The sequence below is a fragment of the Streptomyces sp. TM32 genome (assembly GCF_004122755.1).
GTDB classification, from domain to species: domain Bacteria; phylum Actinomycetota; class Actinomycetes; order Streptomycetales; family Streptomycetaceae; genus Streptomyces; species Streptomyces sioyaensis.
This window is the reverse complement of sequence record NZ_SDIG01000136.1, coordinates 1-18,772: the sequence shown is the minus strand read 5'-3', so window position 1 is coordinate 18,772 and position 18,772 is coordinate 1. Positions and strand designations below refer to the sequence as shown.

At 70.3% G+C, this 18,772-nt stretch carries 14 protein-coding genes and 3 tRNA genes; 7 read left to right on the top strand and 10 right to left on the bottom strand.

Features of this window, described 5'->3' with window-relative positions:
- Positions 1–1,559, bottom strand: a 1,559-nt coding sequence (locus EST92_RS24360) for an MFS transporter (protein ID WP_129282937.1), incomplete at its 3' end; no start/stop codon positions are given.
- 170 nt (positions 1,560–1,729) lie between these two features.
- Here EST92_RS24360 and EST92_RS24355 point away from each other — a divergent pair.
- The 3 genes from EST92_RS24355 (at position 1,730) to EST92_RS24345 (ending at position 4,709) form a co-directional block, all read left to right on the top strand.
- Positions 1,730–2,689: a GntR family transcriptional regulator gene (locus EST92_RS24355; RefSeq protein WP_129282936.1), complete on the top strand. Its 960-nt coding sequence runs from the start codon at positions 1,730–1,732 to the stop codon at positions 2,687–2,689.
- 187 nt (positions 2,690–2,876) lie between these two features.
- Positions 2,877–3,491, top strand: coding sequence for a hypothetical protein (locus EST92_RS24350; RefSeq protein ID WP_129282935.1), 615 nt, complete (start codon positions 2,877–2,879; stop codon positions 3,489–3,491).
- 186 nt (positions 3,492–3,677) lie between these two features.
- Positions 3,678–4,709: a rod shape-determining protein gene (locus EST92_RS24345; protein WP_006605802.1), complete on the top strand. Its 1,032-nt coding sequence runs from the start codon at positions 3,678–3,680 to the stop codon at positions 4,707–4,709.
- Between the two features lie 64 nt (positions 4,710–4,773).
- Here the strand turns inward: EST92_RS24345 and EST92_RS24340 are convergent, their stop codons facing one another.
- Positions 4,774–6,021 (bottom strand): glycosyltransferase, encoded by a 1,248-nt coding sequence (locus tag EST92_RS24340; RefSeq protein ID WP_129282934.1) that lies wholly within the window; start codon positions 6,019–6,021, stop codon positions 4,774–4,776.
- Positions 6,022–6,891: 870 nt separating this feature from the next.
- On the opposite strand from EST92_RS24340, the gene EST92_RS24335 reads away from it, so the two are divergent.
- Positions 6,892–8,244, top strand: coding sequence for a beta-ketoacyl synthase N-terminal-like domain-containing protein (locus EST92_RS24335; RefSeq protein WP_129282933.1), 1,353 nt, complete (start codon positions 6,892–6,894; stop codon positions 8,242–8,244).
- A 186-nt stretch (positions 8,245–8,430) separates the two neighbouring features.
- Here EST92_RS24335 and EST92_RS24330 read toward each other — a convergent pair whose 3' ends face one another.
- From EST92_RS24330 to EST92_RS24320, 3 genes are all read right to left on the bottom strand, one after another.
- On the bottom strand, positions 8,431–9,027 hold the full coding sequence (locus EST92_RS24330; RefSeq protein ID WP_129282932.1) for a histidine phosphatase family protein: 597 nt from the start codon (positions 9,025–9,027) through the stop codon (positions 8,431–8,433).
- Positions 9,024–9,431: a thioredoxin gene (gene trxA / locus EST92_RS24325; protein ID WP_129282931.1), complete on the bottom strand. Its 408-nt coding sequence runs from the start codon at positions 9,429–9,431 to the stop codon at positions 9,024–9,026. The genes EST92_RS24330 and trxA overlap by 4 nt, the downstream gene beginning before the upstream one ends.
- Positions 9,432–9,759: 328 nt before the next feature.
- Positions 9,760–10,122: a cupin domain-containing protein gene (locus EST92_RS24320; RefSeq protein WP_129282938.1), complete on the bottom strand. Its 363-nt coding sequence runs from the start codon at positions 10,120–10,122 to the stop codon at positions 9,760–9,762.
- 234 nt (positions 10,123–10,356) lie between these two features.
- Between EST92_RS24320 and EST92_RS24315 the strand changes: the two genes are divergently transcribed.
- A complete protein-coding gene (locus EST92_RS24315) occupies positions 10,357–11,232 on the top strand; it encodes a glycosyltransferase (RefSeq protein WP_129282930.1) in 876 nt (291 codons plus the stop codon).
- 1,570 nt (positions 11,233–12,802) lie between these two features.
- Here EST92_RS24315 and EST92_RS24310 read toward each other — a convergent pair.
- The 3 genes from EST92_RS24310 to EST92_RS24300 all read right to left on the bottom strand — a co-directional run bounded on the left by EST92_RS24310 (position 12,803) and on the right by EST92_RS24300 (position 13,206).
- Positions 12,803–12,876: transfer RNA gene (locus EST92_RS24310), tRNA-Ile, on the bottom strand.
- Positions 12,877–13,055: 179 nt separating this feature from the next.
- Positions 13,056–13,128 (bottom strand) — tRNA-Asn (locus EST92_RS24305).
- A gap of 5 nt (positions 13,129–13,133) precedes the next feature.
- Positions 13,134–13,206, bottom strand: a tRNA-Asn gene (locus tag EST92_RS24300).
- A gap of 222 nt (positions 13,207–13,428) precedes the next feature.
- Here EST92_RS24300 and EST92_RS24295 point away from each other — a divergent pair.
- Both EST92_RS24295 and EST92_RS24290 read left to right on the top strand, forming a co-directional pair.
- Positions 13,429–13,728 (top strand): YtxH domain-containing protein, encoded by a 300-nt coding sequence (locus EST92_RS24295; RefSeq protein WP_129282929.1) that lies wholly within the window; start codon positions 13,429–13,431, stop codon positions 13,726–13,728.
- Positions 13,729–13,828: 100 nt separating this feature from the next.
- Positions 13,829–15,310 carry an FGGY family carbohydrate kinase gene (locus EST92_RS24290; RefSeq protein ID WP_174244116.1) on the top strand — a complete coding sequence of 494 codons (1,482 nt, stop codon included), beginning with the start codon at positions 13,829–13,831 and terminating at the stop codon, positions 15,308–15,310.
- 73 nt (positions 15,311–15,383) lie between these two features.
- Here the strand turns inward: EST92_RS24290 and EST92_RS24285 are convergent, their stop codons facing one another.
- A complete protein-coding gene (locus EST92_RS24285; protein WP_129282927.1) occupies positions 15,384–16,610 on the bottom strand; it encodes a sigma-70 family RNA polymerase sigma factor in 1,227 nt (408 codons plus the stop codon).
- 127 nt (positions 16,611–16,737) lie between these two features.
- On the bottom strand, positions 16,738–18,657 hold the full coding sequence (gene dnaG / locus EST92_RS24280) for a DNA primase (protein ID WP_129282926.1): 1,920 nt from the start codon (positions 18,655–18,657) through the stop codon (positions 16,738–16,740).
- Positions 18,658–18,772: the final 115 nt, after the last annotated feature.

Sequence of the window (18,772 nt, the reverse complement as noted above, 5' to 3'; positions counted from 1 at the left end):
CCCGCAACTCCCCCCGCCCCAAGCCCCCGCAGCAGGGTCAGCGCCAGTACCGCGGCGCAGGCCATCACGCCCGCGGCGACCAGTACCGCCGTCTGCAGCCCGTCGGTGAACGCCGTACGTGCCGCGGTCAGCAGGGATCCACCGGCCCGGCCCGGGAGTTCGGCGGCCACCGCGAGGGCGCCGGCAAGCGTCTCCCGCGCCGCGCCGGACGCCGCCGGGGGAAGGCCGGTGGGCAGGGCGTCGCCGATGCCGCTCCGGTAGACGGCGCTCCCGATGCTGCCCAGGAGGGCCATGCCCAGCGCGCCGCCCAGTTCGGTGCCGGACTCCAGTACGGCCGAGGCGGAACCGGCCCGCTCGGGCGGTGCGAGGCCGATGGCCATTTCGTTGCCGAGCGACATCACCATCACCAGGCCCGAGGCGTAGACCGACGAGCCGACCAGGACGAACCACAGGGCCGAGCCCGGCTCCAGCCAGGACAGCCAGACGAAACCGCCGGCCGCGACGGCGAATCCCATGGCGATGATGCAGGCCCGGTCGATCCGCTGGGCGAGCGCCGTGGCCGCCGGGGCCATCCCGCCCACCGCAAGGGTGGGCAGCAGGTTCCACAGTGCCGCTTCCATGGGGCTCATGCCGCGTACGGACTGCAGGTATTGGGTGAAGAACACCGCACAGCCGACGATGGCGAACATCGCCAGCAGGTTCAGCAGCACCGAGACGCTGAACCCGCGGTTGCGGAACAGCGCCAGGTCCAGCATCGGATGGCGGGCGGTGCGCTGGCGGTGGACGAAGGCCGCGGCGGCCAACAGGCCGCCGACCAGGGCGAGGACGGGCAGCACCGCCACGCCGTCGCGGGCGATCTCCTTGATGCCGTAGACCGCCGGCAGCATCGCGAGCAGCGACAGCAGCGAGCCGGTCAGATCGAAGCGCCCGGCAGCCGGGTTCTTGAACTCCGGGAGCAGCAGCGGCCCGCAGACGAGCAGCAGCACCATCGCCGGTGCGTTCATCAAGAACACCGAACCCCACCAGAAGTGTTCCAGGAGCACACCGCTGAGCACCGGACCGATCGCGATGCCGCCGGTCACCGCGGCCGACCAGACCGCGACCGCCGCGCCGCGCTGCTTGGCGTCATGGAAGAGGTTGCGGATCAGGGCGAGCGTGGACGGCATCAGGGTCGCGCCGCCGACGCCGAGCAACGCCCGTGCGGCGATGAGCATGCCGGCGCTCTGCGCGTAGGCGGCGCACCCGGAGGCGAGGCCGAAGAGGAGGGCGCCGGACAGCAGCAGCTTGCGGCGGCCGATGCGGTCACCCAGGGCGCCCATGGTGATCAGCAGGCCGGCCAGCACGAAGCCGTAGACGTCCAGGATCCACAGCTGCTGGACGCTGCTGGGCTCCAGTTCGGCGGTCAGGAACGGCACCGCGAAGTAGAGCACCGAGACGTCCATCGAGACGAGAAGGCAGGGCAGCAGAAGCACGCCCAGGGCGGTCCACTCCCGGCGGCCGGCCCGCGTTGGCGTCGACGAGGGCGATGACGTGGGCGATGTGTACGAGGTAAACGACATGGGTGACACGGTAAACAGGCAGCGCTTACGGCGCAAACATCAGTCCCAGTAAGGGTTTTGGGCGTTCGTCACACTAGTGCACTGGAGCGAGGAGACTCCCCGGTGGGGCCGCACACTGCTACCCTCGATGCAGCAAAACCGCCCTAGTGCACTAGTACGGAGGCCGTCCCGTGGCACAGCCCGCCCCGCCGCCCTACCGCCGGATCACCGACGAGATCCGGCGCCGTATCGACACCGGCGAGCTGGCGCCGGGCGACCGGGTGCCCTCGACCCGGCGGATCACCCAGGAGTGGGGCGTGGCCATGGCGACCGCCACCAAGGTGCTCACCACGCTGCGTCAGGAGGGCCTGGTCCGGGCCGTACCGGGGGTGGGCACGGTGGTGGCCGAGCCGCCGTCGCCGCGGGCCACGGGCGCGGCGGCCCCGCGGGAGCGGCGCCCGCGCGAGACGGACCGCGGGTTGAGCCGCGGGAGCGTCGTACGGGCCGGGGTCCGGGTCGCCGATGCCGAGGGACTGCGGGCGCTGTCGATGCGCCGGGTCGCCGCCGAGTTCGGGGTGTCGTCGATGGCGCTCTACCGTCATGTGGCCGGCAAGGACGAACTGGTGCTGCTGATGGCGGAGGCCGCGTTCGCCGACATCGAGCTGCCCGAGCCCGCCCCGGACGGCTGGCGCGCGCGGATGGAGGCGGGGGCACGGCTGCAATGGGAGCTCTACCGGCGCCACCCCTGGCTGGCGCAGTACCTGTCGATCACCCGGCCGCAGCCGATGCCGCGGGCGATGGCACTGGTCGAGTGGACCATGGCGCGGGTGACCGGCATCGACCCGGTGACGCTGATCCACATGGCCATCACGCTGCTGAACCACGTGCTCGCCACCGCCGCCGGCTTCGAGGACGATCTGGAGGCCGAGCAGGAGACCGGCCTGGACCGGAACCAGTGGATGGCGGCCATGGAGCCGGTGTTCGAAGGCATTCTCACCTCGGGCTCGTACCCCATGTACGCGGGGATCTCGGGGGCCGACGAGGGCGTGGTGAACCTGGAGTCGATCTTCGAGTTCGGGCTGGCCCGCCTCCTGGACGGGATGGCGACACTGATCGACGGACAAGGCACGGGATCCGACGGCGCCGGCTGAACTCCCGGCGAGGGCCCGGCGTTCGCCTTCCCGACGAAGGCCCGGCGTCTCCCTTCCCGATGAGGGCCCGTGCCGGCCGGCTCCACTCCGCGCTGCCCCCACCACCGTCCGATCCCCCACAACAGCCGCCCGAGCCTGCCGAGCCCGCCGCGCCCCACCGCCCCCGCCGTCCACCACCATGTCCCTCATGAACCGCACCCCTGACAACGACCCGCCCACCGGTTCCGGGCGGCCCCCCTCCGGGCTGCCGGGCCCGGTCGCCTTCCAGCTCGTGCTGCTGCGCCGGATGGCCGACCACCACCCGGGCCTGGTCGAGGACGCGCTGCGCACCCTGGAGGTCTCCCGCGCCGACCTGCGCGAGGCCAACCGCCGGTGGCAGGCGCGGATGCACGCCCCGCGGGCGCCCGGCGGCATCCAGCCTTATCGTGCGCTGCTCGGCACCCCCGAGACCGTCGCCCCCCGCCGGATCGGCGATCTCACCTGCGAGGCCGTGACCTGGCCCGTCCCGCTCTGGCCCGGCCTCCGGTTCGAGGTCCTCACCGCCGGCCGGGGCACCGTCTGGAACGCCTGGCTGATCCGGGCACCCGGCGCCACCGCCCCTGACCTGCGTACGACCGCGGATCTACGGCCCTGGTCCTGCACGGTCGACGAGGTCGCCCGCGCCTTCGCCCCTGCCCGCCCGATGGAGGGCAGCGCCCCCACCCGCTGGCGCCTGGCCTGTACCGCCCCCCGACCCGACGGCACCCCGCAGGACATCGTCCCCGAATTCACCTGGGGTCTGTACCAGCGGCTGACCGGCTGAGCGCCCGCCGCGGGGGTTCGCCGGGCCGCCTCACTCCGCTGCCGCAACCCCCCGTCACCCGTCCCCCGAGCGGACCTCCCGACAGGCGGCCGGCCGCGTGCGACCGGAGGATGACGCACAGCGGCTCCTCGCGAACGGGCCGCCCGAGCGCTCCGTCCACACCGGCCCGTCGGGGAGGAATCACCCATGAACATCAGCCTCGCCCAATTGCGCCGCTGCTCGGCCGCCATCGACGTCGGCGCCGCCCGGACCAGGGTGTATGTGAAGAACCAGGGGCTGGTCGTGGATGAACCGACCGTCGCGGCCATCAACACCCGTACGGGGGCGCTGCTGGCGGTCGGCGCCCAGGCGGAGGTGATGGACGGCCGCACTCCGGACTACATCCGGGTCGTGCGCCCGGTCTCGAACGGCACCATCGTCGACATCGACATGGCGCAACGGCTGCTGCGCACCCTGGTCGGTGACAAGCTGCGCAAGACCTGGCGGCGGCGTCCCTCGACGCGGGCCGCGGTCTGCCTCCCGCACGGCAGCGAGCCGTTGGCGCAGCGGGCAGCCGTGGAGACGCTGACCGGGCTGGGGGCGCGGCGGGTGGAGCTGGTCGACACCCTGGTCGCCGCCGCGGTGGGGACGGGTCTGCCGGTCGAACAGCCCGAGGCCACGATGATCATGGTGTGTGGCGCGGGAACCACGCAGGTCGCAGTGCTCTCCCTCGGTTCGATCGTGGCGGCGGAGACCGTGCCGGTGGGCGGCAACGCCATCGACCATGCGGTCATCCAGCATCTGCGGCTGCACCACGAGCTGATGCTGGCGGGTCAGGCCGTCCGTCCGCTGCAGATGGTGCTCTCCGGGGGCGACGGTCTCACCCCCGGCTCCACCGAGGTGCACGGCCGGGACCTGGTCAGCGGCATGGCGCGCTCCGTCCATGTCGACACCGAGCGGGTACGGGATGCCATCACCACCCCGCTGACCGCGATCCTCGACGCCATCGGGGCCGTCCTGCGGCGCTGCCCACCGGACCTGGTGGCCGACCTCGGGGAGCGCGGCATCGTGCTGGCGGGCGGCAGCGCCCTGATCCCCGGCCTGGAGCCGATGATCCATCAGGCCACGACGATGCCGGTGCACACCGCGGACCGCCCCGACATCTGCGCTGTCATGGGGCTCGGCGCCATGATCGAGGGCAAAGTACAGCCCCTGCACCTCGACCCGATGGCCCCCTAGGTGTGCTGTCCCTGCACGTGGGTGACGGCGACATACCGTGGCCCGCAAGGGGGCCGAACGACCGTCACGGAAGATCGGAACCGGCGATCCGGCCGACCGCCTCGATCACAGGGGCTGCACCATCTTCTTCAACAATCCGGTGAGACAGTGCCTTGGCCCGGGCACGGTGTCGCGGGTTGTGAACCGCCTCGCTGACAGCGAGGGCAAGGCGCTTCTCGTTGATTTTCGAGAAAGGCACCATCGTTGGGGCCACTCCGAGAGCGACTAGGCGGGAGGCCCAGAAATGCATATCAAATAGCAGGGGAACCGGCACCGCCGGGACTCCGGCCCGCAATCCGGCCGCGGACGTTCCTGCACCTGCATGGTGCACAACGGCAGCGGTCCGAGGGAAGAGCCACTCATGAGAGACCTCCCCAACGGATAGAATGTCGTCGCCTTTCCCTCTCAGGCCTGCCCACCCCCCTTGGATTACCCCGCGCATTCCTGCCTGCCGTACCGCGGTAACAGCCATGGCGGCAAGCCGTTCGCTCCGCTTTGCGGAGGGGCCCATGCTACCGAAGCCCACGAAAACCGGAGGTGGACCGTTTTCGATGAATTCGACGAGTTCTTGCGGAGGCTGCCATTGCTGCGGTGGCGTCGGCCACCAATAACCGGCCACCTCCAGCCCCGCGCGCCAGTCAGGCGGCCGCGGCACCACATGGCGGCTAAAACCATGCCAGACCGGCCAACGCGTCAAGAGATACCTTCGGTCGCGTTCCTTGAGGTCCTTGAGGCCCAATTCCGAAATCGCAGCCCTGTGCAAGCGCATGGTCGTATACATCATCCCATGACCAGTCACGTGGTTCGCCCAGGGACCAAGGGACCTCTGGCTCAGGCCGAGCGGCGGGAAGCAGCGACTCGGCATCACGGGCGCAAGGAAGACGCCCATACTTGGCAGCCCGAGGCTCTTGCCCACCGAGTACACCAGAGGCATCACGCCTTGAGAACACAGAAGAACGTCGGCCCCTTGCCGGGCCGCTTCAAGCACGCCTTGTCCGCACTCGGCAAGGAGAGGCGGAGCGAGTCGGGCCACAGCAAGTTTGGTGCGTAAACCCCCACCGTGCAGACCAACATGGTCACGTACTGCACGAGCCCACTGCTCCGGGTCGCCGGGAATTGACCGATAGTCCAGCCCGCAGGAGCGGACCAGCGCCTCGAATCTCTCATGTGTGGCTATCGCCACCCGATAGCCCGCCTCCTGCAACCTACGGCCCAGGCCGGTATAAGGCGCCACGTCCCCCATGGTGCCGGCTGCAACGATGAGTGTCCGCACGGCGATCTCCCCTCACGTGTTACATGTCATTCGCTGCCGCACGACTCCGTTCTCGCGATTTTATCCTCGCCTCGACCGGCCTACAGTTCCCATCAGGATCCGGATACCCGGCACAACAGGGGAAAGTGAAGCCGTACATGGCCAGAAGAGCGACAGTGATCAAACACAGATTACGAATGTTGCGGAAGATCACCGCAAACCGCCCCTGCGGAATACATCACGAAGATGGTTGGATGCCGCACAGCCCGACTCGCGCAATTTTAGCCATCTATTCACCTTCAGGAAAAGGCTTGATCTTATTTCCACTCATCTGGGCTAATCAGGGGCCACCCCGCGCCGATCTTGGAATTCGGTCGGGCAAGCCGTGCCGCTGAATCCTCGCCAGACCGGCAAGGCCGGTGGAAACCTGGCCAGTTCGGTCGTGACGGGGCTCTGGCCATTGGTGCTTTCGGGTGAAGCGACAGCGGAAGTCTTGCCGGCACGGTCGGCCAGATGGATTAATATTTGCCACCCCCACCGGATCGGGCGCCCAACCCATCCGCGGCGGCTCGCCGGCGACTGTGGATCTTGCCCAACGCCCAAGGCAGAGACAGACGTTGTCTTTGATCAGATCCCAGCGAACGGTTCGGCATCACTCATTTTTGCAACGGGTCCCGCCAGCGGCGGAATGCGTTTGCGCCTAAAGGCGTGGAGACCGTTCACTCGGCGCCGTTCGATATCCCGGTGGCCAGATTGGCGCAGGGCAGCAGTCGTCAGTGGCATTGAGTGGACAGCCGCAAATCGATATTTTCCCTGAGCCGGGTGCTCACGAGCCAATCCGGAGGTACCCCCAGTGATCGTTCTCGTCGTCACCCCCACGGCAGGTGCGTCATGAGCGGATCGACCGCCGCACGGAGCCATGGCACGCAGGCTCGGGACGCCGTAGTTACGGGCGTTGGTTTCTGCCTCCCCGGTCGAGAGCGTCCGGTGTTGACAGCCGACGACCTGTGGCAGGTCGCCTCCCGCGGCGAAACCTGCCTGGTGCTGGATGACTTCTACTTCGGCTCGGTCAACCTCTCCGATGCGCTCTTTGCCGAGATCTTGCCCGACATGCCTGACATCTTCGCCCGCAACTACACCGCAGCTCACCGTTTCGGCCTGGTTTCCTTGGTCCAGGCCTGTGCAGACGCACGTCTGGACTTCCGGGCGGACGAGCTCACCCAGGCTGCCATTCTGGTTGGCCGCGGCGGTATCGACGCCAACATCGACAGCTATCTCGCGGCGTTGCGAGTAAATGCCAGCCATTTCAGCCCGCATGAAGCCACCGAGCTTTTCGCCGCGATGGAGCAGGCGATCACTCCGTCCGACGTCGCACTGGTCCAGGGAGGGCTGACCCGCACCAAGGGCCCCTGCTACACGGTCTCGTCAGGCTGTGCCTCTTCCGCCCTGCAGATCGGCAACGCCCATCGGATGATCGCCAGCGGCGAGGCGGACGTGGTGCTCGTTACGGGCGTCGACGTCTTCCGGGCCGACATGCTCCGGAACATCCAGCAGACGCTGCTGAGTATTCAGGAGCGGTACGGGGACACCCAGTCGGCGGACCTTCCTGCTCTGCCTCCTCCCGCTTCCCTGATGCGGCCCTACGACCGTCGCGGCGTGTGCGTCAACTACGGCGAGGGGGCGGCGACCGTGATCCTGGAGGCTCGGGATCACGCCACCCGGCGGGGCGCCCACACATACGGCCAGGTACTTGCCCAGGCCACCGTCCGTGACGGGCTGGCCCATCCGCTGGCTCCTGACGAGACGGGAGCCGCGCTGGCCACCGCCGCGAGGCGGTGCCTCGGAGACCGCTGGACCCTCGATCAGATTCCCTACGTACACGGCGCTTGCGACGGACAAGACGTCGTGAACGCATTCGAGGCCGGCGCCGTACGGGAACTGTACGGCGCCGGCCCCGACCGCGTGTTGATGACCTCCCAGGAAGGCTGCTTCGGTCACAACGGCGCCCCGGCGGGCTGCCTTGGTGTGGCGCTGACGCTGCTGATGATGGAGCGCGATGAGGTGTGCCCCACCACCAACTGTGAGGAACCCCTCGAAGACCTGGCGTTCGACCCCGTTCCGGGAACCGTTCCCCGGCAGCTCGACTTCGACTACGCGCTCAACTTCAATCACCAACTCGGTGGCCTGAAGAGCGCCATCCTCCTTGGGGGCCCCGAAGTGGCGACGACGCTTCAGACCACATGACGAGCGGTGGTCGCGGTGGTGGCGAACGGCCCGGCGGCGCGGGATACCCGCAGCCGCTGGGTCGCCTCCTGCCGGGCGTCCCCGGTGGACTGCACGGTCATGCGCGCTCACCAGCACTCAGCCGGGCTCCCGCCGCCCAGGAAGCCCCGCGCCGGATCGGACGCCCTCTCTCGCAAGCCTCGCGCGTTACAGCCTCCGCGCGTTCCAGGCCACCACCGCAGGGCGGTCGTGTTCGGTCCCCAGCACGCCCACCGTCCCGGTCTCGAAGGTGAAGAGCCCGCCGGCGGCGGCCGGCAGCCCGAGACGTCGGGCGGCCAGCACCCGCAGGAAGTGCGCATGCCCCACCAGCGCCACATCGCCCTCGTCGGCGGCGAGCTGTGGCGCGATCCGCGCCAGCACCCGGTCGGCGCGCGCCCCTACCTGCTCGGGCGTCTCCCCCGGATGTGCCGCCGGCCCCTCGGCGACACCGTCGGAGAACAGATACCAGCCGGGCCGGCCGCGGTGGATCTCGACGGTGGTGATGCCCTCGTAGCCGCCGTAGTCCCATTCCCGCAGGTCGGCGTCGATCTGCGGGCGGGCGAGGCCCGCCAGCCCGGCGGTGCGCAGCGCCCGCTGCATCGGGCTGGCGTACACCGGCCCGATCTTCCGGTCCGACAGCAGCGGCCGCAGGGCGCGGGCCTGCTCCTCACCGTCCACGGTCAGCGGCAGATCGGTCCAGCTGGTGTGCCGGCCGTCCCTGCTCCACTCGGTCTCACCGTGCCGGACCAGAAGGAGATCGCTCACGAGCTCTGCGCCTGCTGTCCCTCTTCGCCCTGCGCCTGCTCGGCCTGCTGGGCCTCGGCGACCGACGCCCGGACCTCGTCCATGTCCAGCGCGCGGGCCTGGCCGATGACGTCCTCCAGGGCCTCCGCGGGCAGCGCGCCCGGCTGGGCGAAGACGGCGATGTTCTCCCGGACGATCATCACGGTCGGGATGGACTGGATCTGGAGGGCCTGCGCCAGCTCGGGCTGCGCCTCCGTGTCGACCTTGGCGAAGACCAGGTCGTCGTGCGTCTCCGACGACTTCTCGAAGACCGGGCCGAACTGCTTGCACGGCCCGCACCACTCGGCCCAGAAGTCGATCAAAACGAAATCGTTGCCGGAGACGATTTCGTCGAAGTTTTCCTTGGTGAGCTCGATGGTGCTCATGCGAATTTCCCTGCTTCCGGTCTGTCGACGATTACCAGTCGGTCTCCGGCTGCGGTAACGGGAACATCCCGTGACGTATTCCGCGCGCCGGACCGTCCCGCACCCCTGCCCACCGATCACGTTCCTAGACATCCCGATTCACGTGGGGCTCGCCACGCCGTCCGACGCCCTCCGGCCCGGCGCCCACAAGGCCTCCGCCGCCCCTGCGCGGGGGCGCCGGCCCGGCTTCCCGCCGCGCACAGCGCCCCTCACCGGCCGGTGCGGCAACCGACGGCCGCCGCGCCCCGGCCGTACTCCGGCTTCCACCCCGCAGGGCGCCGCCGGCCGGCTACCCCTTCGCCTTTGCGTACTCGGTCGCCATACCGCCCGCGAAGTCGTACACGACGACCTGCTCGTCGCCGACGACCCAGGCGTCGTGACCCGGCGGAGCGACGAAGACGTCGCCGGGTCCCACTTCGGACTCCGCGCCGTCATTCATCCGGATCCGCATACGGCCCTGCACCATGAAGCAGTTGTGGTGGATCTCGCAGGTGTCGGTCCCGGCGAGCGGGCGTATCGACTCCGACCAGCGCCATCCGGGGTCGAAGGTCGCCACGGCGAAGTCCAGCCCGGTGAGGTGCAGGGCTTCGAGGTGACCTAGGGGAAAGTCGCGCCGTTCATCCGGCTTGTCGACCGTCTTGACTTCCAACAACATGACGGTTCCCTCCTGCCACCCCCCTGGTCGTGCATGCGTGCCCCCCGGCCCTTCCATCTGTCCTTCCATCTGTCCTTCCATGGTGCGCCGCGACCGGGCACCCGGCCACCGGTGAGGCCGTCCCGCCGGGGCCGCCCGGCCGGGATGTCGCCGGGGAGGTGCGGTGGCGCGCAGCCGCCTCCCCCGGCGGCTAGCATCCCGAAAGGACCGCAAAGAACGGAGCATCCTTCTGTGCGTCATCTGCGCGTAGGCGTCGCCATCTTGACCATGGGGAACCGCCCCGCCGAGCTACAGGCCCTGCTGGATTCGATCGCCAAGCAGGACCTCCAGCCGGCGCACATCGTGGTCATCGGAAACGGCTCGCCGCTCCCCCCGCTGCCGCACGGCGCGCGGGGCGTCGAGCTGACCGACAACCTCGGCGTCTCCGGTGGCCGGAACGTCGCCCTGGACGAGCTGCGCAAGCTCGGGGACCTCGACCTGGTGATCGACCTGGACGACGACGGCCTGCTGATCAGCCCCGACGTCTTCAGCCGGCTGGCCGAACTGCACCGCCGCGAGCCGAAGTTGGGGATCGTGAGCTTCCGCATCGCCGACGAACTGGGCCGCACCCAGCGCCGCCACGTCCCCCGCCTGCGGGTCGGCGACCCGGCGCGCGGCGGCCTGGTCACCACCTTCCTCGGCGGCGGGCACTCGCTGTCCGTCCCGATGCTGGACAGAATCGGCGGCTGGCCCGAGGAATTCTTCTACGCGCACGAGGAAACCGACCTCGCCTGGCGGGCCTTGGACGACGGCTGGGACATCCGCTACGCACCGGAGCTCGTACTCCAGCACCCCTACACCTCCCCCACCCGGCACGCCGTCTTCCACCGTATGGTCGCCCGCAACCGCGTCTGGCTGGCCAAGCGCCACCTGCCCGCCCTCCTGGTACCGCTCTACCTGGGCGTATGGGCCATACTGACGGCCGCCCGCACCCGCTCCCTGCCCGGCATCCGCGCCTGGGCCGCGGGTTTCGCCGAGGGAGTCCGCACCCCCTGCGGCCGCCGCCGCCCGATGCACTGGCGCACGGTATGGCGCATGACGAAACTCGGCCGCCCACCGGTCATCTGACGCCCGACGCCCATGTGTCCTAGCCGCCGATCCGGCCGTGCACCAGGATCGGCACGTAGCCGGCCAGCGGGGCCGCGGGGACCCGTACCTCGAACGCGTTCTTCCACGTCCATACCGGCACCGCGTAGAAGTCGGCTTCCTTCCTGATGGGGCCGTTGATGGCGACGACGTGTTCGCCCTCGGGCTCCGTGCGGCCCCAGATAGGGGCCGGCGAGGTCGGCGACGACCTTGAGCATGAGCATTTTGAGCCCGTCGGAATCGAGCCCGAGATCGCCCTGGTCGCGGAAGGCCGACTCGCTGCCGCGCACATCGACGGCCACCTGGAGCGGCCCGGCGGCGGTCCGGAGGATCCGCAGGACCCGTTCCCGGCCGCCGGCATCGAACCTCAGCACCCAGTGGTCGCCCGGGATCTTCGTCTCGATGGTCGTCGTGTGCAGGTCGACGGTGAAGCCCGCGACCTGCCCCAGCCGCCAGCCCTTGATCCTCAGGTCGAAGGCGAGGTCGTCGTCGACCTTGCCCGCGTTCAGGGTGGCGATGTGCTCGGGGTCGAGGGTGAAGGCGTCCAGGACGGGTTCCTTCACGTTGAACAGCCGGACGATCTCCTCCGAGAAGAGTGTCTGCGCCTCGTACATCAGCGGCGAGCGGATCTTCAGCAGCTTGCCCAGGCTCCGCGTCAGCACGAAGTCCAGGTCGAACAGCGGGCCGTACGGGACCTCCATCGGCTGCGCCGCCTTCGCGTCACGCTGCTTCAGGCGCCCTTTCAGCAGCACGCCCGCACCGGTGGTGATCCCGTTGAAGGCCGTGCCCTCGTAGACGGCACGCAGGAGTTGCACGAACCGGGCCCGGTCGTGCTGGAGGAAGCTGCGGACGGCGGCAGCCATACCGCAGGTGCCATAGAAGTACTGGTTGAGCTGGTCCGGGTGGTCGATGAGCGTGTTCGCCCGCGCCGCGTCCGGCCCGGTGAACGACGGCTGTGCCGCCCTCAGGTCGCTGACGGCCTGCTTGGCCTCTGCAATCTCCATGATCGAATCCCCCACTCTCCGCGGCCGCCGGCGGCGGACCCCGCAGGCCGCGAGTGTGACGAATGCGACATAAAGGGCATAGTCGCCTTATAGCCATCATTGCGCCCATCATTCGGCTGTATCGGCGTTCATCCCGCGCGGCGCCTCAGGCGGCGCGACAGCCGACCGGCGGTGGTGGGTGACGACGCGTCACCCGCACGCCCCCACGCGCCCGGCCGTCCGGAGTGGCTCAGCCCTCCAGGTGAGCGTGCGTCAAGGTCGTTGCCGACGGCGCCACTCCGGTGGGTTACTTGATTCACGCCGGTGAGCCGCACCCTCCCCCCAGGGGATGTGCGGCCCATGCCTGCGGGGCCACCTGCCAGGAGAGTGCGTCAGAAGGCGGCGTGAAGCTCCGCTGTCCACCGGTCCGGGCGCGCGTCCACTACGCGTCCGCCACGTGCCCGCTGGATCTTGGTCTGAACGGATGAACGGGGGCCACCGCGCTGTGGCGGTGCCCCCCGTTCTCACGTTTCCCCAGGTAGAAAGGGTCTCCCCCCTGGGTGCTGCGGTGGGGCGGGTGGGACTCGAACCCACGGCCGACGGATTATGAGTCCGCTGCTCTAACCGGCTGAGCTACCGCCCCCCACGGCGCGTCGCGCACATTTGTGCGCGCCGTCTGCCGCAGCATAGCCGCTCATACGATCTGCTGCCCGTGAGGGCTGCCGTCCGGCGACCACGCACGCCCAAGAGGACCGCGATCACCGGGGGTTCGGTTCCATGGCACAAGAAAAAGGACCCCTCACGGGGTCCTCGTTCCTTCTGCTCCCCCGACTGGACTCGAACCAGTAACCCTCCGGTTAACAGCCGAATGCTCTGCCAATTGAGCTACAGGGGACCGAGCTCCCCCGACTGGACTCGAACCAGTAACCTGCCGGTTAACAGCCGGCTGCTCTGCCAATTGAGCTACAGGGGATTGCTCTGTGTGCCTCGAATGCGCCGCTGTCCGGGGGAACCGGACGGCGCGCGCTCGCTGCGACACATACATTAGCGCAAGCAGGGGGGTGCTCCGCCAATCGGTATCGCCTCAGGTCACCTCGGGTGATCTGCGGCCCCGGAGGGTAGGCGCGCGGCACAGCCCGGCACTCCGGTGCGTACCGGCACCGGGCGGGAACCGACGAGAGGGAAAGGTGGAGCAATGCGCTACCGGCTCACGTTCATCGCGGGACTGGCCACCGGGTACGTGCTCGGCACACGAGCCGGCCGGGAGCGGTATGAGCAGCTCCGCAAGGCCGCCCAGCGGGTCACCCAGAATCCGGCGGTCCGGAACACTGCCGAGTCCGCCGCGCTGACCGGGCGCGACGCGGCCTCGAAGGCGTTCGGGACGGTGTCGGCCAAGGTCGGGGAACGGATGCCGCACGCCGTCAGTGACCGGGTCCGTTCGCTGCGCGAGCAGCGCGGCTCCGACGAGGACGAGTGGGGTACCAGTAATACCTGAGTGGGGGGAGCGAACTCGGCCGGGCCGACTCGGGGCCGGAGCCCGGTCGGGTAATCCCTGACTCTTTGCTCAGGGGTCTCATGCGGCATCATCTGGAGACATGGGGATAGTCGCCGGATTGGACAGTTCGTCCGAAAGCACACGGATCGTCGTCTGCGATGCGGACACGGGTGCCGTGATCAGGCAGGGGTATGCGCCGCACCCTGTCGAGAAGGGGCCCGAGGTCGATCCGCAGGCGTGGCTGATTTCCCTCGGTGAGGCGGCGGGCCACGGGCTGCTCGAAGGGGTTCAGGCGATCGGCGTCTCGGCGCAGCCGCACGGGCTGGTGCCGCTGGACGTCGAGGGCAACCTCGTCCGGCCCGCGCTGGTGGGCAATGACAAGCGGGCGCAGAGCGCGGCCGCGGATCTGATCGACTCGCTCGGCGGGCGCAGCGCCTGGGCGCAGGCCGTCGGGGCAGTACCGCAGGCGACGCATCCGGTGACGAAGATGCGCTGGCTGGCCCGTACGGAGCCGGCGCACGCGGCCCGGATCGCGGAGATCATGCAGCCGCAGGACTGGCTGGCGTGGCAGCTGCTGGGGCGGCCCGCCCGGCGTACGACGGACCGTGGCGGGGCCTCGGCGACCGGCTTCTGGTCGGCGGCGACCGCGACGTACCGGCCGGATCTGGTGGAGCTGGCGCTGGGCCATCAGGTGCGGCTGCCGGAGGTGCTGAGCCCGTCGGGGACGGCCGGGTTCACCCCGGAGGGGTTGCTGATCTCGGCCGGTACGGGCGAGACGATGGCGGCGACCTTCGGGCTCGGGGTCGGGGAGGGCGACGCCGTGGTGTCGCTGGGCGCCTCGGGGTCGGTGTTCGGGATCCATCACGAGGCGCTGGCCGACCCGACCGGGACGATCACCTCGTTCGCGGACGCGACCGGCCGGCATCTGCCGGTGGTGCACACCAGCAACGCGGTGCGGGTGCTGCGCGGTGCGGCGGAGATGCTGGGGACGGACCTGGAAGGGCTGTCCGAGCTGGCGCTGAAGTCGTCGCCCGGTGCGTACGGCATGGTGCTGCTGCCGTATCTGGAGGGTGAGCGGACGCCGCATCTGCCGCACACCGCCGGGTCGTTGCACGGGATGCGGCGGGAGAGCATGAAGCCGGAGCATCTGGCGCGGGCGGCCGTGGAGGGCATGCTCTGCGGGCTCGCGGACGCGCTGGACGTACTGCGCGGGCGGGGTGTGGCGGTGCACCGGGTGTTCCTGCTGGGCGCGGCGGCGGATCTGGGTGCGGTCCAGGCGGTGGCTCCGGGGCTGTTCGGGGTGCCGGTCGTGGTGCCGCAGCCGGGTGACTACGCGGCGCTGGGTGCGGCGCGGCAGGCGGCCTGGGCATGGGGGGTGGCGCACGGCACCCTCACCCCGGCCCCCGGCGCGGAGACCGGGCCGGGCGGCCCGAGCGCCTGGATCGATCCGCCCCTGTGGCCGGCCGCGGCGAGCCAGGTCTTCGAGCCGGGCGAGGAGTTGCCGGTCGGCCGGGCCGTGCGTCAGCAGTACATGGCGGTGCGGGACGAGGCCCATCCGGGGGCGTTCCAGCGGGAGGGGTGAGGCGGAGCCTGCCGGGCCTTCCGGTGGGAATTGCCGCGGACCGTGCGGGGGCCTCTCGGGGTCCGTGCGGGTGTCAGTCCAGGTAGCCGCGGAGCTGGTCGGCGAAGGCGTGGTCGCGGAGCTTGCCGAGGGTCTTGGACTCGATCTGTCGTATGCGTTCACGGGTGACGCCGAAGATCCGGCCGATCTCCTCCAGGGTGCGGGGGCGGCCGTCGGCGAGGCCGTAGCGGAGCTGGACGACCTTGCGCTCGCGCTCGCCGAGGGTGGACAGGACCGCGTCGAGGTGCTCGCGGAGCAGCAGGAACGCGGCGGATTCGACGGGTGAGGCGGCGTCGCCGTCCTCGATGAGGTCGCCGAGCGCGACGTCCTCCTCCTCGCCCACGGGGGCGTGCAGTGAGACCGGCTCCTGGGCCAGCCGCAGCACCTCGCTGACGCGTTCCCCGGTCAGGCCGAGGTGGGCGGCGACCTCCTCGGGGGTGGGTTCGTAGCCGCGTTCCTGGAGCATCCGGCGCTGGACGCGCACCACGCGGTTGATCAGCTCGACGACATGGACCGGGACGCGGATGGTCCGGGCCTGGTCGGCCAGGGCGCGGGACATCGCCTGGCGGATCCACCAGGTGGCGTAGGTGGAGAACTTGTAGCCGCGGGCGTAGTCGAACTTCTCGACGGCGCGGATCAGTCCGAGGTTCCCCTCCTGGACGAGGTCGAGCATGGTCAGTCCGCGGCCGACGTAGCGTTTGGCGACGGAGACCACCAGGCGCAGGTTGGCCTCGATCAGGCGGCGCTTGGCCATCCGGCCCAGGACCACCAGCCGGTCGAGGTCGACGGCGAGGCGGGTGGAGAGGTCGGGGGTGTTGGTGAGCTTTTCCTCGGCGAAGAGACCGGCCTCGACGCGGCGGGCGAGCTCGACCTCCTCGGCGGCGGTGAGCAGCGGGATCCGGCCGATCTCACGGAGGTACTGGCGGAAGAGGTCGGAGGACGGGCTGCCGGGCTCGGGGCGCGGCACCGGCTCCGGGGTGATCTCCTCGACGAGCATCTCGGCTGCGGGGGGTTCGGCCTGCTGCGGCACGGTGAGCGGTTCCGTGGCCGGGTCCGTGAGCGGTTCTTCTTCGGCGGCCGGCGCGTCGGCGAGGGTCTGGGTCTGCACGGGGGCGACCTCCAGGGTGATCGCTGCTGAGGCGGCAGAAAGGTCGGGCACGGTTGCGGCCGAGCCGCCGTCCGTCCCGTACGTCAAGAGCGGTTCCGCGGGGGTTTCCGGTGGGGGGCTTCCGGGACCGCCGCGCTCCGATGACTCAGGCACCGCTTTTCAGTGTGGAGTACGACACAGGCTTGCCACGAGGGGCGTGCGAGCACTTTTTGAGTCCGTTCTGTGACCGGACGGCTACCGCGGGGTGGCCCCGGGGTGCTCTGGGGCCCGGCCGGGCGGGCTACAGTGCGGCGGCGCCGCGCTCGCGCAGGGTCTTGCCGTACTGCTGGAGGACCCAGAGTTCCTGGAGCATGGCGGCGGAGCCCGCGTGGTCGCCCTGGGCCTCGCAGCGGCGGGCGGCGCCCTCCAGGTCGGCGATCCGGGCGTCGACGGCGGCGATGCGGACGGTCGCCAACTGGACGCCGGCATAGGCCTCGTCGGGATCCCGGCGGGTCAGCAGCGGTTCGACGGCGAGCTCGGTGACCAGGGCGCGGACGGTGTCGTCGGGGGCGGCCTCGCGCACCCGGGTGACGTAGGACTGGTCGGCGGCGCCGGCCGTGGCGCCGCCGGCCTCCTCGATGCACTGGCGGACCACGGCGTAGGGCGGGGCGGTGAACTCATCGGCCCCGTAGGCGTCGAAGGCCGGGGAGACCAGGTCGGGGCGTTGCAGCGCCAGCTTGAGGAGTTCTCGCTCGACGCGCCGGGCGGGGCTGCGGAGGTTGAGGGCCGGGCCGCGCGGGGCGGGCGCGGAGGGAGCCTGCTCGGGCGGCGCGGCCTGGCCGCGGCGCGGCGGGCGGCCCTGGTCGGGGCCACCGCCCTCGCGGCCGCGTTCGCGCGCCCAGCGGGCGAGCTGGCTGACCCGGCGGACGACGAACTGGGTGTCCAGGATGCCGAGCATGCCGGCGAGCTGGACGGCGGATTCGTGCTGGATGGAGCTGTTCTTGATGCGGGCGACGATGGGGGCGGCCTCGTCGAGGGCGGCGGCCCGGCCGACGGTGGTGTCGAGGTTGTGCCGGGACGCCACATGGCGCAGCGCGAACTCGAAGAGCGGGGTGCGGGACTCGACGAGGTCGGCGACGGCCTGATCGCCCTGGGCCAGCCGCAGATCGCAGGGGTCCATCCCGCCGGGAGTGATGGCGATGGAGGTCTCGGCGGCGAACTTCTGGTCGTCCTCGAAGGCGCGCAGGGCGGCCTTCTGGCCCGCGGCGTCGCCGTCGAAGGTGAAGACCACCTCGGAGCCGGAGTGGTCCATCAGCAGCCGGCGCAGGATCTTGATGTGGCCCTCGCCGAAGGACGTACCGCAGGTGGCGATGGCGGTGGTGACACCGGAGAGATGGCAGGCCATCACGTCCGTGTAGCCCTCGACGACGACCGCGCGGCTGGTCTTGGCGATCTCCTTCTTGGCGAGGTCGATGCCGTAGAGGACCTGGGACTTGCGGTAGATGGGGGTCTCGGGGGTGTTGAGGTACTTGGGGCCGTTGTCGTCCTCGCGGAGCTTGCGGGCGCCGAAGCCGACGACCTCGCCGGCGATGTCGCGGATCGGCCACATCAGGCGGCCGCGGAAGCGGTCGATGGGGCCGCGGCGGCCCTCCTGGGAGAGGCCGGAGAGGACCAGCTCCTGGTCGCTGAAGCCGCGGCCGCGCAGGAAGCGGGTGAGGTGGTCCCAGCCGGCCGGGCTGTAGCCGACGCCGAAATGCTGGGCGGCGGACTGGTCGAAGCCGCGCCCGGCGAGGAACTTGCGGGCGATCTCGGCCTCGGTGCCGTCGAGCTGGTCGACGTAGAACTGCGCGGCGGCCTTGTGGGCCTCGACCAGGCGGGTGCGCTCGCCCTGCTGGCGGCCGGGGGTGTAGCCGCCCTCTTCGTAGCGCAGGGTGATGCCGGCCTGGGAGGCGAGCCGCTCGATGGTCTCGGCGAAGGAGAGGTGGTCGAGCTTCATGATGAAGTCGACGGTGTCGCCGCCCTCCTGGCAGCCGAAGCAGTGGTACAGGCCCTTGGCCGGGCTGACGTGGAAGGACGGGGACTTCTCGTCGTGGAAGGGGCACAGGCCCTTGAGGTTGCCGCCGCCGGCGTTGCGGAGCTGGAGATACTCGGACACGACGGCGTCGATCGGGACCGCGTCCCGTACCGCCTTCACATCGTCATCGTTGATCCTGCCTGCCACGCGTGAATTCTACGGCCGGGGTCGGACAGTCCGGGCCGGGAGGCGCCGGGGAGCGGCGCGGACGGGCGGCGATGGGATTTCCGGCGAGTGCTGACGGCTCCCCCCACCCCCGAAC

What these genes read in the sequence shown, in the direction of transcription:
- EST92_RS24350 (WP_129282935.1), top strand. Translation starts at nt 2,877, where the DNA reads ATGAACCGCACCCCTGACAACGACCCGCCCACCGGTTCCGGGCGGCCC.
- EST92_RS24345 (WP_006605802.1), top strand. Translation starts at nt 3,678, where the DNA reads ATGAACATCAGCCTCGCCCAATTGCGCCGCTGCTCGGCCGCCATCGAC.
- EST92_RS24335 (WP_129282933.1), top strand. Translation starts at nt 6,892, where the DNA reads ATGAGCGGATCGACCGCCGCACGGAGCCATGGCACGCAGGCTCGGGAC.
- trxA (WP_129282931.1), bottom strand. Translation starts at nt 9,431, where the DNA reads ATGAGCACCATCGAGCTCACCAAGGAAAACTTCGACGAAATCGTCTCC.
- EST92_RS24295 (WP_129282929.1), top strand. Translation starts at nt 13,429, where the DNA reads ATGCGCTACCGGCTCACGTTCATCGCGGGACTGGCCACCGGGTACGTG.
- EST92_RS24290 (WP_174244116.1), top strand. Translation starts at nt 13,829, where the DNA reads ATGGGGATAGTCGCCGGATTGGACAGTTCGTCCGAAAGCACACGGATC.